The organism is Kytococcus sp. HMSC28H12 (assembly GCF_001816045.1).
GTDB classification, from domain to species: domain Bacteria; phylum Actinomycetota; class Actinomycetes; order Actinomycetales; family Dermatophilaceae; genus Kytococcus; species Kytococcus schroeteri.
The window spans coordinates 1-13,720 of sequence record NZ_KV824476.1 but is presented as its reverse complement, the minus strand read 5'-3'; the positions used below and the strand labels follow the sequence as shown (position 1 = coordinate 13,720).

Annotated in this window: 13 protein-coding genes and 2 pseudogenes; 3 read left to right on the top strand and 12 right to left on the bottom strand. The window is 72.1% G+C overall.

Annotated elements, in window-relative coordinates:
• Positions 1 to 393 (top strand): enoyl-CoA hydratase/isomerase family protein (locus HMPREF3099_RS06755; RefSeq protein ID WP_141762036.1); only part of this gene is annotated, 393 nt, incomplete at its 5' end.
• Between the two features lie 50 nt (positions 394 to 443).
• On the opposite strand, the gene HMPREF3099_RS06750 is transcribed toward HMPREF3099_RS06755, so the two are convergent.
• The 3 genes from HMPREF3099_RS06750 to HMPREF3099_RS06740 form a co-directional block, all read right to left on the bottom strand.
• Positions 444 to 746, bottom strand: a complete 303-nt coding sequence (locus tag HMPREF3099_RS06750) for a hypothetical protein (protein WP_070705286.1) — start codon at positions 744 to 746, stop codon at positions 444 to 446.
• Positions 747 to 1,460: 714 nt separating this feature from the next.
• Positions 1,461 to 2,987 (bottom strand): UDP-N-acetylmuramoyl-L-alanyl-D-glutamate--2,6-diaminopimelate ligase, encoded by a 1,527-nt coding sequence (locus HMPREF3099_RS06745; protein WP_070705285.1) that lies wholly within the window; start codon positions 2,985 to 2,987, stop codon positions 1,461 to 1,463.
• Positions 2,988 to 3,105: 118 nt separating this feature from the next.
• A complete protein-coding gene (locus HMPREF3099_RS06740; protein ID WP_070705284.1) occupies positions 3,106 to 3,567 on the bottom strand; it encodes a thioredoxin family protein in 462 nt (153 codons plus the stop codon).
• A gap of 168 nt (positions 3,568 to 3,735) precedes the next feature.
• Here HMPREF3099_RS06740 and HMPREF3099_RS06735 point away from each other — a divergent pair, with 168 nt between their 5' ends.
• On the top strand, positions 3,736 to 5,115 hold the full coding sequence (locus tag HMPREF3099_RS06735; protein ID WP_070705283.1) for a serine hydrolase domain-containing protein: 1,380 nt from the start codon (positions 3,736 to 3,738) through the stop codon (positions 5,113 to 5,115).
• A gap of 122 nt (positions 5,116 to 5,237) precedes the next feature.
• Here HMPREF3099_RS06735 and HMPREF3099_RS13475 read toward each other — a convergent pair.
• The 4 genes and pseudogenes from HMPREF3099_RS13475 to HMPREF3099_RS13720 all read right to left on the bottom strand — a co-directional run.
• Positions 5,238 to 5,729 (bottom strand): annotated as a pseudogene (locus tag HMPREF3099_RS13475) (phosphatase PAP2 family protein); the annotation flags it as partial.
• Between the two features lie 283 nt (positions 5,730 to 6,012).
• Positions 6,013 to 6,723: a hypothetical protein gene (locus HMPREF3099_RS06730; RefSeq protein ID WP_070705282.1), complete on the bottom strand. Its 711-nt coding sequence runs from the start codon at positions 6,721 to 6,723 to the stop codon at positions 6,013 to 6,015.
• A 35-nt stretch (positions 6,724 to 6,758) separates the two neighbouring features.
• The gene (locus tag HMPREF3099_RS13470; protein WP_070705281.1) at positions 6,759 to 7,268 is read right to left on the bottom strand and encodes a hypothetical protein; all 510 of its coding nucleotides are present in this window, start codon (positions 7,266 to 7,268) and stop codon (positions 6,759 to 6,761) included.
• A gap of 205 nt (positions 7,269 to 7,473) precedes the next feature.
• Positions 7,474 to 7,659 (bottom strand): annotated as a pseudogene (locus HMPREF3099_RS13720) (MerR family transcriptional regulator); the annotation flags it as partial.
• Positions 7,660 to 7,713: 54 nt separating this feature from the next.
• On the opposite strand from HMPREF3099_RS13720, the gene HMPREF3099_RS06720 reads away from it, so the two are divergent.
• Complete coding sequence (locus HMPREF3099_RS06720) at positions 7,714 to 8,877, top strand: MFS transporter (RefSeq protein WP_070705280.1); 1,164 nt, start codon at positions 7,714 to 7,716, stop codon at positions 8,875 to 8,877.
• 142 nt (positions 8,878 to 9,019) lie between these two features.
• On the opposite strand, the gene HMPREF3099_RS12875 is transcribed toward HMPREF3099_RS06720, so the two are convergent.
• The 5 genes from HMPREF3099_RS12875 to HMPREF3099_RS06695 all read right to left on the bottom strand — a co-directional run bounded on the left by HMPREF3099_RS12875 (position 9,020) and on the right by HMPREF3099_RS06695 (position 13,641).
• Complete coding sequence (locus HMPREF3099_RS12875) at positions 9,020 to 9,967, bottom strand: hypothetical protein (protein ID WP_168168470.1); 948 nt, start codon at positions 9,965 to 9,967, stop codon at positions 9,020 to 9,022.
• Between the two features lie 243 nt (positions 9,968 to 10,210).
• On the bottom strand, positions 10,211 to 11,464 hold the full coding sequence (locus HMPREF3099_RS06710) for an ATP-binding protein (protein WP_070705278.1): 1,254 nt from the start codon (positions 11,462 to 11,464) through the stop codon (positions 10,211 to 10,213).
• A gap of 81 nt (positions 11,465 to 11,545) precedes the next feature.
• Positions 11,546 to 11,938, bottom strand: a complete 393-nt coding sequence (locus tag HMPREF3099_RS06705) for a hypothetical protein (RefSeq protein ID WP_070705277.1) — start codon at positions 11,936 to 11,938, stop codon at positions 11,546 to 11,548.
• 237 nt (positions 11,939 to 12,175) lie between these two features.
• Positions 12,176 to 12,493 (bottom strand): rhodanese-like domain-containing protein, encoded by a 318-nt coding sequence (locus tag HMPREF3099_RS06700; protein WP_070705276.1) that lies wholly within the window; start codon positions 12,491 to 12,493, stop codon positions 12,176 to 12,178.
• A gap of 203 nt (positions 12,494 to 12,696) precedes the next feature.
• Entirely contained in the window at positions 12,697 to 13,641 is a 945-nt protein-coding gene (locus HMPREF3099_RS06695) for a DNA-formamidopyrimidine glycosylase family protein (protein ID WP_070705275.1), read from the bottom strand.
• Between the last annotated feature and the right edge of the window lie 79 nt (positions 13,642 to 13,720).

Here is a 13,720-nt window from a genome sequence, read left to right as displayed (position 1 = left end):
GAGGCGGAGGCCCCGCTGGCCGCCGCCGCGCAGTGGACCGCGGAGTGCTACGAGGGCGAGGCGCCGGCCGCGGTGCTCGAGCGCCTGAAGGGCCACTCGGCCGAGGGGGCGCAGAAGGCGGCCGAGCTGCTGGAGAGCCGTTCGCCGCTCTCGGTGGCGGTGACCCTAACGGCGCTGCGCCTGGCCGCCGGGGACACCCTGGCCGGCGTGCTGGAGCGCGACCTGAGGATGGCCACCGGCATGCTCTCCAGCGGTGACTTCGCCGAGGGCGTGCGCGCCGTGCTCATCGACCGGACCAACGACGCCGCGTGGCGCCACGGCAGCATCGCCGAGGTGCCCGAGGACGAGGTGAAGGCCGTGCTGGCCGGGGAGCGCCTGGACCAGCAGGGCTGAGGCCCGGGCGCCGCAGGGCCCGCCGCGGGGGACTCCCCGGCGGGCCCGCGTCAGCGGCGGAGTCGGGCGCGCAGTTCCTCACTCAGCTCCACCTCGATGGGCAGGGCCTGCAGTCCCTCGGCCGTCACCACCAGTCCGCGATGCGCCGCGACCTGGGCCAGTTCTCCATAGTGGAAAGCGGTTGCGTCGTCCTGCGTCATGCCACCCCACGGCTCGTCCGGGCCGGTGGAGAGGAGGGAGTCCGCCACCACGCTGTCCTCGGTCACCTCGCTCCAGGCGGCCGATGTCCCCCACCCGCGGTCCTCGAGCAGCAGGACGCGGCCCAGGGAGTCCTCCGCCCACAGATGACACACACAACCCGCTGTGCCGTGGGGTCCGGGATCGCTGGCGACCGTCACCACGAGGCGATTCGGCACACGGCCTGGCCCACTCACACCCGACACCCGACCCGGGCCTCCTTGAAGGGCTTGTCAGCGGTGTCCCATCGCCCGTGGACATCAACGTCGACGTGGTTCCTCCACGATGTCACCGCACTCGAGCGGCACCGGGCCCGGGCAGTGCTGCGCTTCCCTCGCCCTCCCCCGGGGCAACAGTCACCACCGCGTTCCCAGTACCCGTGCCCAGAGACATCCGCCCCGGAACGATGCGGCCTGTCCGGTTTGGCCTCCAGCCTGCAGGGCCCGATGCCCAGTCCCGCTGTCGCCTGACCTGCGGGCTGGATCTCTCGACCGTCTCTGGACAGGTACACGGAGGTCACGTTCACGGGTCCCGTGACACCCGGGTGGTCTGCGTACTGAACATCCTGTCCGTCGATCGCCACGTAGGTGGCGGGGCCATCCCTCAGGACAGCTCCAGCCCGCTCCGGCGAGAAGAAGACCAGCGTCGAACCGATGATCGCGCCGCGCGCGTGTCGCGACGCCCTTGTGTGTCCACCGTTTTCCATGAGCCCAAGGGTCCCCCCCCCACCAAGATGCGAGCATCATACCCAAGCATGACGTTCCCCTGGCGTCCTTCGCAGCGGGCAAGCGAGGACACCTTGCCCCACCCCGGGGCGCGGCCCCACCACGTCAGCGGCGGGCCAGGCCCTCGCGGATGCTCGTGGGGTCGTGGTGGTCCACGTCGCCGGAGGGCAGGTGCTGGAACGCCTCGTCACCCTTGCCGCACGCGATGACCAGGTCGTTCTCCCGCGCCATGGCCACGGCCTCCAGCAGCGCCTCGCGCCGGTCGAGCGTGATGTGGGTGTCCGCCGGGTCCGCGCCGGCCATCACCTCGTCGGCGATGGTCACCGGGTCCTCCCCGTAGGGGTCGTCCGTGGTGATGATGCCGACGTCCGCGATGCGGGAGACGACCTCGCCCATCAACGGGCGCTTGGCCGCATCGCGCTCCCCGGCCGCGCCGTACACGCAGATGAGGCGCCCGCCGGCCATGTCCGCGATCTTGCGCGCCACGGTGAGCACCACCTCCAGCCCCACCTCGGTGTGCGCGTAGTCCACCACCGCCATGAACCCGTGCTCGGCGGCCTCCGGGATGCGCTGGAAGCGGCCGGGCACCTGCCCCAGGTGCTTCACCGCCTCCACCACGGCGAGCGAGTCGTGACCGGACTCCAGCGCCACGGCCACCGCGCCGGCCACGTTGAGCGCGTTGTAGTCGCCCACCAGCGGCGGCTCCAGGCGCAGCTCGCCGTGGCGCGGCGTGTCCAGAGTGAACTGCATGCCCTCCAGGGTGAGGTCGGTGGGCTCCACGATGCGGTAGTCGGCTGCCTCGTCGAAGCCGAAGGTCAGCGCCCCGGGGAACTCGCGGGCCAGCCGACGGCCGTAGGTGTCGTCCACGTTGGCCAGGCGCGGGCCGGAGGTGCGCTCGAAGAGCTGGCGCTTGACCTGGAAGTAGGTCTCCATGTCGCCGTGGATGTCCAGGTGGTCGCGCGTGAGGTTGGTGAAGATGGCCGAGGCGTACTCCACGCCGGTGACGCGGTGCAGCTCCAGGCCGTGGCTGGAGGTCTCGAGCACGGCGTCGGAGGCACCGGCCTCCACCATGCGGCGCAGGTTCTCCTGCACCAGCGGGGCCTCGGGGGTGGTGCGCATGGCCGGCCGGCCCACACCGTCGACGATGACCTCCACCGTGGTGGACAGGCCCACCTTGTCGGTGCCCAGCACGCCGGCCAGCAGGTTGTAGAGCACGTAACTGGTGGTGGTCTTGCCGTTGGTGCCGGTGATGCCGTGCACGCGCAGCGAGCGGCTCGGGTTGCCGTTGACGGCCGCGGCCAGGTGGCCCAGGGCGGCGCGGGCGTCGCGCACCCGCACCACGGGCAGGGGGCCGGCTGCCTCCAGCTCGGCGATGCGGGGGTCGGCCTCCCGGTCGGCGGCCGTGGGCCACTCGCGCTCGACCACCACGAGGCCCGCCCCGGCATCGAGGGCACCGGGGGCGAAGCGCAGGCCGTCGTTCTTGAACCCGGAGACGGCCACGAACGCGGCGCCCGGCGTGACGGCGCGGGAGTCGTGGGTGACCGCCGTGATGCCGGGGGTGCCGGAGAACTCCTCGGGCACCTCGCGGACGGGCAGGGCCAGGGCGGTCGCGATGTCGTCTCGGGTCAGCACCCCGTCAGCCTAGGTGGTGCGTCACCCGGCGGCACGGGTGCGGGGGCGCGGGCCGGCACGCGGCGAGGCCGCCGCCCCCATCGGGGACGACGGCCTCGTGGGTCGGTGCTGGCCGGGCTCAGGCGAACGGGTTGGCCGGGTCCGGGCCCCCGGCGGCAGTGCCCTCGTCGGCCGGGTTGGCCGGCTGGGCGGGCGCCTGCTGGGCCTGCTGCTGCGCGGCGGCCTGCTCCTGGGCCACCTGCGCGCGCACCTGGTCCATGTCCAGGCCCTTCACGGCCTCGAGCACCTCGTCGAGCGCGCTGCCGGGCATGGCGCCGGGCTGGGCGAACACGCCGATCTGCTCACGGAAGGCCATGGTGGTGGGCACCGACTGGATGCCCAGTGCCCCGGCCAGCTGCGGCTGCGCGTCGATGTCGACCTTGCCGAACACGACGTCCTCGTGCTTCTCGGAGGCCGCCTCGTAGACGGGGGCGAACTGCGTGCACGGGCCGCACCAGGTGGCCCAGAAGTCCACGACCACCATCGGGTTGTCCTTGATGGTCTGCTCGAAGTTCTCAGCGGTCAGCTCAACGGTGGCCACGGGGCCTCCTCGGATGTCAGCGGGCACCGGCGCCGGACGGCGCGGTGCGTGGTCGCCCGGTTCAACCGCGACGCCCGGGCGCTTGTTCCACCGGCCGCTCCCCCGCAGCCACACCCCCGGCGGCCCCGCCCCCAGCCGCCCGCGCCGCCACGGCGTTACGGTCCTGCCATGAGTGATGCCGCCCACACCCCCAGCCCGCTGCGTCCGGACACCGTGCGCACCCTGCGCCGCACCGCCCTGGAGCGCCAGCGCACCGGCCGCGTCCCGGCCCTGTTCGCCGGCGTGCAGCGCGGCGGGCGCTACGTGTGGAGCGAGGGCATCGGCACCACCGGCGCGGGTGAGGACCGCGACCGCGCGGCCACCGCCGACGACCAGTACCTCGTGGCGTCCAACACCAAGACCTTCACCGCCGTCATGGTCATGCAGGCCCGCGACGAGGGGCGCCTCTCCCTGGACGACCGCCTGGGCGACCACCTGCCCGGCGCCGCGCCCTCGCCCGCGCTCGGCGCCACCGTCCGCTCCGCCCTGGCGCACGTCTCCGGCGTGCAGCGCGAGCCCCACGGCGACGTGTGGGAGACCCTCCTCTTCCCCGATGCCGCGGGCCTGCTCCGCGAGTCCGCACAGGCCGAGCAGGTGGGCCGCCCGCACACGCGCTGGCACTACTCCAACCTCATGTACTGCCTGCTGGGCGAGGTGGTGGCCCATCTGGACGGGCGCTCGTGGGCGGAGTCGCTGCAGGCCCGGCTGCTCGACCCGCTGGGTCTGGCGCGCACCACGGTGGGCTTCGACGGCGCGCACGTGCAGGGCTACTTCGTGCCCCCGTTCAGCGACGTGCCCGTCATCGAGCCGGTGCCGGACTTCCGCGGCACCGCACCCTGCGGCGGCCTGGCCTCCACCCCGGCAGACATGGCGCGCTGGTCGGCCTTCGTGGCCGACCCGGACCCCGCCGTGCTCTCGCCGGACACGCTGGAGGAGATGACCCAGCCGCAGGCCGTGGTGGACCCCCGTGGGTGGTCCCAGGCGATGGGGCTCGGGTTCTTCCTGCTGCGCCGTGGCCAGCGCGTCTGGGTGGGGCACACCGGCGGCATGCCCGGCCACATCACCGGGGTGTTCACGCACCGCGAGTCCGGCACCGGCGGACTGGTGTTCATGAACAACTCCGCCTCGCCCGACCCGAGCGCGTTCGCGGTGGACCTGGCCGATGCCGTGGAGGAGGCCGAGCCCGCAGAGGAGGCGGTGTGGGCACCCGGCACCGAGGTGCCCGAGGAGCTGGCCGGCCTGCTGGGCCACTGGTACACCGAGGGCAGCCACGTGGTGTTCAGCGTGCGGCAGGGGCAGTTGGAGGCCCGCATGGCCGGGGCCCCGGCGGACGCGCCGCCGTCGGTGTTCGAGCGGGTCGAGGACGACCTCTACCGCACCGTCTCGGGCCGTGAGCGCGGTGAGCTGCTGCGCATCACGCGGCGTGCCGACGGCTCGGTGCTGAAGCTGAACTGGGCCACGTACCTGGTGAGCCGGGAACCGCTCGCCTTCGGCCAGCACCCCGCCTGAGCCGCGGCGGAGCGGGTGGCACCCCCTCGACGGGGGTCCACCTGCCGCCAGGTGGCCCGCAGCAGCCGCTGCACCACGCGGCGCCCCGGACTGTGCCACCACCGGTCGCCCCAGAGCACCAGGCGCAGGAGCACACCGCCCACCACCACGCCGGCCACGAGGTCGAGCACCCAGTGGTAGCCCAGCAGCTGGGCGACGGTGGTGGTGGTGCCCACGAGCGCCAGCCAGCCGGCCACGAGGGCGGCCTGCCCCCATCGGGGGAGGACGACGGTGCGGTGCACCAGCAGCACGCCGGTGCCGTAGAAGAGCACCGCGGCGGCCGTGTGGCCCGAGGGGTAGCTCACGCCGTGCGCGCCGTTGACGAGCAGACCGCCGGTGAAGAAGCCCGGGTCACCGATGGTGGGCGAGGACCGGGCCAGGAGCGTCTTGAGCGAGCCGACGCCGGCGTAGAAGAGGAGCTCGGCCCAGACCACGAGGCGCAGCGGGTGGAGGCTGCACTGGCGGCGGCAGGACCACACGGCCACACCGAGCAGCACGGGCAGGGCCACCACCTGGCCGGCCACGTTGTCCAGGGCGTGCAGCAGCTCGTACTCCCGCGGGTCGCGGCCGGCCATGCGCACGCCGTGCAGCTGGCGGTCCACCGCGGCGGCCGGACCCATGGCCGCCAGGGTGAGCGCGCACAGCAGGGTGGCCAGCACCGGCAGGCGCGTGATCCGGTCGAGGGAGCTCATGCCTCGAGGCTAGGAAAACCACTGCACGGGCAGGGTCTTCGTTGCGCCCGAGGTTGGTGCGGAAGCGGTCAGGCCCCCGTCAAGGCGCGCGGGACGGCATCTTGACCAGACGAGGCAAGGCCCCCGACGACACCTGTCGTCGGGGGCCTCCCTGGTGCGCCGGAGGTCAGCCCTGCGCCGGGATCTCCTGGGTCACCGTGCCCCACGGGGAGGTGACGGTGATCGTGTACTGCGCGAGGCGCTGCGAACCGTCCTCGTTGAGGCCCTGGGACTTCATGCGCAGGTCGAAGGTGACCGGGTCACTGGAGCACGGCCGGATGTCCTGGGCCATGGTGACGGTCCAGGTCCAGCAGTTGGTGCCGTTGTACTCGCCGTACAGGGCGGCGTCGGTGGCCACCTGGCCGTTGTAGCCCTGCACGGTGTACATGCCCACGTCGCGGATGATCAGGTCGGGCCAGGCCGCCGGGCCGGGCGCCGGCTCGGAGGTCTCCACCGGGGTGTCGCCGTAGTAGGTGCCGAGGTTCTCGGTGATGGTGATGGTGATGGTGTCGCCGACACCGTAGGGGGTGGTGGCAGCCGCCGGGTCGCACTCGTACGCACCGGTGCCGTCGTTGCCCCAGGTGGTGTCCCGCGCGCTGGTCTGGTCGTAGGATGCGGCGCCGCTGGTGTCGGTGGTACCCATGATGATGTAGGGCACGAGGCCGCCGTGGTCACCGTTGACGTCCTGCGAACCGGGCCAGGTGTTGTACCAGGGGCCGGCGGCGAGCTTGCCGGTCTGGGATGCGGCGACGGCGGGGGCGGCGGACGCCACGGCCACCACCGGCACGGTCCATGCTGCGCCCTTGACGACGGCGCGGCGCGAGGTCTGCGTGTTCACGGTTTCTCCTGGAAGAAGTCGGGTCGACGTAGAGATCAGGGGTCTTGTGCCGCGCCCCGCGAGACGGCCGGAGCGCAGCACGGTGACGAATAATCACCGACCCGCGAAAATAGGCATTTTTTCGCTCCATGCAAGCGCACTGCCCGACCGACCTTCCACTGAAATGAAACACGCTGTCCCGCAGAGATTTCGCCTGATGCTGCGATGTCCCGAGGCGGCACCGCGGACGGCGGCAGGCCCCGCAGGTCCGAGGTGAGCACCGTCCGGTCCGGGGGCCAGGCGAAGCCCTGCGCGTTGAAGGCGGCGACCACGCCGAGCAGCAGGCCCACCACCAGCCACACGATCACGACGGCCAGCACGTTCCGGCCGCGGCGCCCGTCGAGGAAGGACCAGGCGAGCGCGACCACGGCCACCAGGGCGAAGACCACCAGTCCCGTGCCGAGCCCGTCGTCGCCGGGGACGAGGCGTGGCAGGGCGAGGGTGGCGGCGGCCGCGAGCGCGAGGGTGACGAGGAGCCGGACCACGGGGGCGACGATCAGCTGCATGCAGTGCAGTCTGCGCCCGGGTCGCGCCGCCGGTCACCCGCCGGTTCGCGCCGGCGTCCAACCAGTCGGCCAGGGCACCCTCGGTCACCTCGAGCTGCTGTCGCCGCTCCCGGATCTCACCGAGGCGCTCCACCAACCGGGCCCGTGTCACCTCGCAGCACAGCTCCGGGGCCGGTCTCGGCTCCATGCACGGGAGCATCAACGTGACGTCGCGAGCGGTGAAGCCGGCATCGAGGAGGGCCCTGACCTGCCGCGCCCTCGCCACGTGCTCAGCGGAGTAGTCCCGGTAGCCCGCCCCGGTGCGATCAGGCACCACGAGCCCCGTGGCCTCGTAGTGCCGCAACCGGTGCGCTGGGACCCCCACCTGGGCCGCCGCCTCGGAGATGCGCATGCCGTCCTCCCTCGTCTTGACCTTCACACCAGTGTGAAGGCCGACGGTGGGGCCATGAACCACCCCTCACCCCGCATCCCCGTCCTGGCCTTGGCCTGCACGCTGTTCGTCGTGACCACCAGTGAGTTCCAAGTGGCAGCCATGCTCACCGACATGGCCGACGACCTGCACCGGCCGGTGGCCGATCTCACCCTGCTGGTCACCGCCTACTCCTTGGGGGCCGCCCTGGGAGGCCCCCTCCTGGCCCGGGCGACACACGGCGCACCTCCCCGACTGACCCTCATCGGCGTGGTGGTGGTCTACGCCGTGGCGGAAGGTGCGGCCGCCACCATGCCGAACCTGGCGGGCCTGATGGCCTTCCGCTGCCTCACCGGTGGTCTGTCCGGCGCCACGTTCGGCCTGACGCTGACCGCCGGGATGGACCTTGTCGATCGCTCGCACCAGCCGCGGGCCGTCTCCACGATCCTCGCCGGCCTGATGGGCGGAACCCTCCTGGGGCTTCCCCTCAGCCACGTGCTGACCACGTGGGCGGGCTGGCGCGCCTCCTTCGTCGCGCTGGGTGCAGCGGCCGCCCTGATGGCGCTCAGCCTCACCGTGGTGCTCCCAGCCGCCATCACCCCGGACGCCTGCCCCGACGCCGAGGCCGACCGCTCGGGTCTGGCATCCCCCGCGCTCTGGACGCGGTTCACCGCCAGCTTCCTCACCATCGGCGGGGCGTTTGCCGCGTTCTCGCTCATGGACCCCCTGCTGCGGCAGGCAGGTCTGGACGGCAGCGCGGCCACCGCGGTGATGGCGGCGTTCGGAGTCGCTGCCTTCGTGGGCAACCACCTCACCGGACGGGCGGGCGCCGGGAGGGCGCAGCGGTGGTTGCTCGCGGCCCTCACGGCGCAGGTGGCGGCCCTCGCCCTTCTGGCCGTCGCACCCCACTCAGTCCCGGCAGTCAATGCGGGACTGGTGGGTCTGGGCGCCACCGGCATGGCGCTCAACCCGCTGCTGGTCACCCGCGTGACCACCGTTGCCGTCCCCAGCGCGATGGTGAACACCGTGCACACCAGCTGCATCACCCTGGGCGTCGCCGGCGCCACCGCCCTGGCCGGCCGCGTCGTCGCCACAGGGGGCGGGCTACGTGGCGCGGTCCTCGTGGGTGCGGCACTGACGCTGGCAGCGGGCCTGGTGGTGGCCGCCACCCCGGACCGGCGGCAGGGCCGGGCCGCCTGAACTGGTCACACCAACTGTCCGCGCTCCACTGAAACTGACCACTGGGACCCCTGCATACGACGATTCTGTCCCCAGCCCGTTCGGCGAAAGTGACCAGGCCCCGAAGCACATGCCCCGCACCCGTTCACATCCCGCGTGGCAGTCACATCTTGGAGAGGGCTCGAGCTCTCTCAAGGCGGTGCGCGAGACGCTCTTGCCCTGCTCCCGGACCCCGCTGGTCAGGTGGGCAAGCAGCTTCCCACCGTTCGATGATGGCGATCTCCTCGGCGTAGCGCCGCTGCTTGCGGTAGATCATGGCGGCACGCTCCGTGTAGGCCGGAGTCGGTTCCCGTTTGGAGAGTCGCGCCTCCTCTTCAGCCGCTTCGATCAAAACGTGGACCAGTCGGAGCGCCTCCTCGGGACGACCGTCCTCGACGAGGAACTTCACGACGTCCAGCCAGTCCGGCAAAGGGGTCCCCGCCAGCACTAGACCTTCCACGTCCGCGGGGGACCGGCCCACCAACTCCGCGCGCAAGTTGAGGCCCTCAAGCCGGTCCACAAGACGTTCGATCGCAGCCCCATGTGCACTTTTCTCCTGAGAGGAACGAACGGCGAACCACTGCACCGCAACCTCCTTGAAGGCGGCCCACTCGTCTTCAGCCATCCCCAGCTCCTTGGACAGGTGGTGGGCCCGCGTCCACGCCCGACCCTGCGCATCTGCGACGTGGACCGATGCCGTGTCGCAAGGGAGGAGCAGCGAGGGGCGGTCGTTCCCCTGAGGCTCCAAGCCTTCAGCGTCATATACGTCCAGGCTCAGGAGAGTTCGAGCTTGGTTCAACCACGCTTGCTCGTCCGTCCTCCAGGACCCGCGAACGGCACGGACCTCTTCGGCCGGGACAAGACGGATGAGCTTCTTCAACTCGCGCCGAGGGATGTCGTTGCACTGCCCGACCATGCCCACAATGACAGTCGCGGGGCCGTCAAGCCCTGGAGCCACGGCCCAGTCACCCACCTGCGGTTCATCGGCGAAGGGCCAGAGGTAGGCGTAGCCCCATTCAGGTGAGAAGTTCGCCAGGGGAGCTCTTGACTCCAGGTCGCGAAATGCCACCATCACCACCGACGCTGGCTCAGGCTGTCGCCTGGGGTCCTCTTGAGAGACCGCCGCCGACAATGATGAGTCGCGCCCGAACAGGCGCCGGAGGATTCCCATGGCCAGAGACTGCCAGAAGGGACCCCTCGGCACCGCACCAGCCGAAGCGGGCGCGCCTGCCGTCAGTCCGTCGCGGCCTCCACACCATGGGCGCAGGTGCATGGGGCCAGCTCAGGCCATGCCGAGATCCTTACCAACCGCCCCTCACTGGCTGTTGCGCAGGTACCGCCCGAAGTGCGGCACGGTGAACGCGATCTTCCCGCGCTCCGGGGCGTAGATCAGCCCCTTCTTCATGAGCGCGTCCCGCGCCGGGCTCAGGGACTGCGGCTTGCGGCCCAGCACCTCGGCCACCACGGAGGTCGGCACGGCCTCCACCTCCTCGGCGCGGGTCAACGGGTCCGGCGACTCGGCCGCATCGGCCTGCGCGGCGACCTCCTGCTCGGCCACCGTCACCGCCGCCTCGGCCATGGCGCGCAGGTACTCGCGCTCGCCCGGGGTGGCGCGCTCGTAGCGCGAGCCGAAGAAGCCCACGGCCAGTTCGGACTCGGCCATCGGCGCGGCCACGCGCACGTCCTCGGCGGTGATGGGCGACTCCGGCGCCATGTCCCACACCTCCTTGCCGTAGGCCTGGATGAAGTACGGGTACCCGCCGGTGGCCGCGTACATGGCCGCGAGCGCCTCGTCCTCCCACTCGGCGCCCTCGTCGGCGGCGGGCGCCTGCAGGGCGCGGGCGGCCTCACCCCGGTCCAGCCGGTCGATGCGGTGGTAGCGGAAGAGCCGCTCGGAGTAGGACTTGCTGGCGCTGAGCACCGCCGGCAGGTGCGGCAGGCCGGCGCCCACCACCAGCACGGGCAGGGCCTGCTGGCCGATCTCGTGGAACGCGGCGCAAACGGCCGACACGTCATCGGGGCCCAGGTCCTGCATCTCGTCGATGAAGATGCCCACGCCCTTGCCCACGTCCGCGGCCAGCCCGCCGACGTCGGTGAGCAACTCCACGAGGTCGATCTCGATGTCGCCGGAGTCGGCGCGGCCACTGACCGCCGGGGCGTCGATGCCGGGGTTCCAGCGGTCACGCAGCTTGGCGTTGGCGGGGGCGTCGCGCTGGGCGAAGGCCTTGATGACGCCGAGCACGTGGTCGACGTCCTCCTGCTGCGGGTGGCCCAGCTCGCGGACGGCGGTGTGCAGGGCGCTGGCCAGCGGGCGGCGCAGCGACTGGTCGGGGCGGGCCTCGAGCTTGCCGGTGCCCCAGTTGGCGCGCACCGCCTGGCCGCGCAGGGCGTTGAGCAGCACCGTCTTGCCCACGCCGCGCAGACCGGTGAGCAGCACCGAGCGGTCCGGGCGGCCACGGCGGATGCGCTCGAGCACCACGTCGAACTGTCGGAGGTACTCGTCGCGGCCGGCGAGCTCCGGCGGGCGCTGGCCGGCGCCGGGGGCGTAAGGGTTGGTGATCGGGTCCACGCGAGGAGCCTATGCGCGACTCGAGGCGACTCTAGGGATTTGCGCAGAGTGGCCTAGGCCGCGTCATCGAGGGGTGGTAGGTCACCCCTTGCGCCGCACGACCAGCACGCCTCCGTCACCCTGCGAGGCCGTGAGCCGGGTCTCGGACTGAAGGGTCCCCAGCCCCGTACCCCCACAGAAGTCCACACGATCACGCGAGAGACCCTCGACCTGCACCGTGGACCCCCGCTCGACCACCAGCCACTGACGCCCCTCGTCCGTCTCTGACCAACCCGCCTCCGACAAGGCACCCTTCGCCTCGGGACCCAATTCGGACACCCGGTCGTAGGGGCACACCACGTGGACGTCGCCGGCATCCTCACCCAAGGAACTCCCCACGGTGAACTCGCCATCCTCGGCCTCGGCGACCAGCGAGTCCTCGAACGAGGAGGAGCACCCCGTGGCAACCGAGGCAACCACCAGGGCAAGAGCCATGCATGATATCGACCTAAGCACCCTTGGCCACCTTCCCAAGAAAAATCTCAACAACCACGACGACCTCTCTTCAGAGGGTGGTCAACTTCCCAGATCGCGCCAACTGTTCACCTTCTGCACGGAAGCCGGGATGGTTCTCTGCAGTACGGAGGCGTCATCGAGGGGTGGGCCGGAGGTGCGGCGAAGGTTTCCGGAGAACTGTGCGGAACCCGGAGAGTCCTGCGGCCCGGCGGCCCGTCAGATGACCTGCGGCTCCCCGGAGTCGGCCACCATCGCCTTGCCCTGCTCGCCCCACAGGCGCATGCCGCCGTCGACGTTCACCACGTCGTAGCCCTGGGCCTCCAGGTACTGGGCAGCCCGGGCGGAGCGGCCACCGGAGCGGCAGATCACCGGCAGCGGGCCGTCGGTCTCGGGCAGCTCGCCCATGCGGGCGGCCACGTCGCCCAGCGGGATGTGCACGGCGTTCGGCGCGTGGCCGGCCGCCCACTCGTCGGGCTCGCGCACGTCCAGCACCACGGCGTCGTCGGACAGGTCCTGCGGGGTGATGTTCTCCATGCCCCCAGCATCGCAGGTGCGCCGGCCGCATGCCCCGCCCACCGTGGGCAACCGGTTGACCTGGTGACTGTCGCGGGGTCAACCGGTTGCCCACGGTGCGCCGCAGGGGTCAACCGGTTGCCCACGGTGCGTCGCAGGGGTCGACCGGTTGCCCCTCGGGCTGCTCCCGGCAGTCTGTGCCCGGCAACCCGCGCCCGGGCCGGCTACTTGACGAACCTGCTCGTTCTCCGGTCGGCCAGCACCTGCCCGCCGGTCTGGCAGGTGGCGCAGTACTGCAGCGAGCTGTCGGCGTAGGTCACCTCGCGCACCACGTCGCCGCACACCGGGCACGCCTCCCCGGTGCGCCCGTGCACAGCCATGCCGCCACGCTTACCGTCCTTGAGCTCCTCGGGCGCCGACCCCACGGCCCGCTCGGTGGCCGCCACCAGCACCCCGTGCACCGCCTCGGCCAACCGCCCCACCTCGTCGGCGCCCAGGCTCGCCCCCAGCGCGAACGGGCTGAGCCGCGCCGTGTGCAGCACCTCGTCGGACCACCCGTTACCGATGCCGCTCACCACCGACTGGTCACGCAGCACCCGCTTCACCTGCGTGCGCCAGTCGGCCAGCACGCCGGCCCAGAACAAGTGCCGCTCCTCCGCCGTGGTCGACGCGGTGACACCCACCTCCCCGGTGGCGGTGTCCACGGCCACCAGCGGCGGCGACTCCAGCGGCGGGCGCAGGCTCACCGCATCGGGCCCGAGCGAGGTGAGCTGCTCCACGGTGGTGAGGTCGTCGGTCATCCACACCGACAGACCCTTGCGGGTGCCGGCCTCGGTGAGGTCGAAGCCCGAGCCGTCGTCGAGCGTCACCCGCAGCGCCACCGGCGACTTCCCGCCCGGCCGCAGGCGCGTGCGCGGCACCTGCTCGTGCCACTGCACCCACCCGGCACGCATGAGGTGCACCACCACGTGGGTGCCGTCCACCACCACGTCCAGCAGCTTGCCGTAACGGCGGACCCCGTCCACCGGCCGCCCGTGCAGCGACTGCGGCAGCACGTCCACCGTCTTGAGCGCGCTGAAGCTGGCCAGCGCCACGTCGGCCACCACGCGGTCGGCCAGCCGCTCGCCCAACGAGACGGCCAGGCCCTCCACCTCGGGCAGCTCAGGCACGCGGGCCCTCCACCGCAGCGCGCGGCTCCCCGGGGGCCGGCGCGCCCCCCTCGGCGCGGCCACCCACAGCGCGCAGCAG

Bases quoted from the DNA above. Each gene is read 5' to 3' on its own strand.
- HMPREF3099_RS06700 (WP_070705276.1), bottom strand. From the start codon at position 12,493: ATGGAGAACATCACCCCGCAGGACCTGTCCGACGACGCCGTGGTGCTG.
- HMPREF3099_RS06720 (WP_070705280.1), top strand. From the start codon at position 7,714: ATGAACCACCCCTCACCCCGCATCCCCGTCCTGGCCTTGGCCTGCACG.
- HMPREF3099_RS13470 (WP_070705281.1), bottom strand. From the start codon at position 7,268: ATGCAGCTGATCGTCGCCCCCGTGGTCCGGCTCCTCGTCACCCTCGCG.
- HMPREF3099_RS06705 (WP_070705277.1), bottom strand. From the start codon at position 11,938: ATGGCTCTTGCCCTGGTGGTTGCCTCGGTTGCCACGGGGTGCTCCTCC.
- HMPREF3099_RS06735 (WP_070705283.1), top strand. From the start codon at position 3,736: ATGAGTGATGCCGCCCACACCCCCAGCCCGCTGCGTCCGGACACCGTG.
- HMPREF3099_RS12875 (WP_168168470.1), bottom strand. From the start codon at position 9,967: ATGGTGGCATTTCGCGACCTGGAGTCAAGAGCTCCCCTGGCGAACTTC.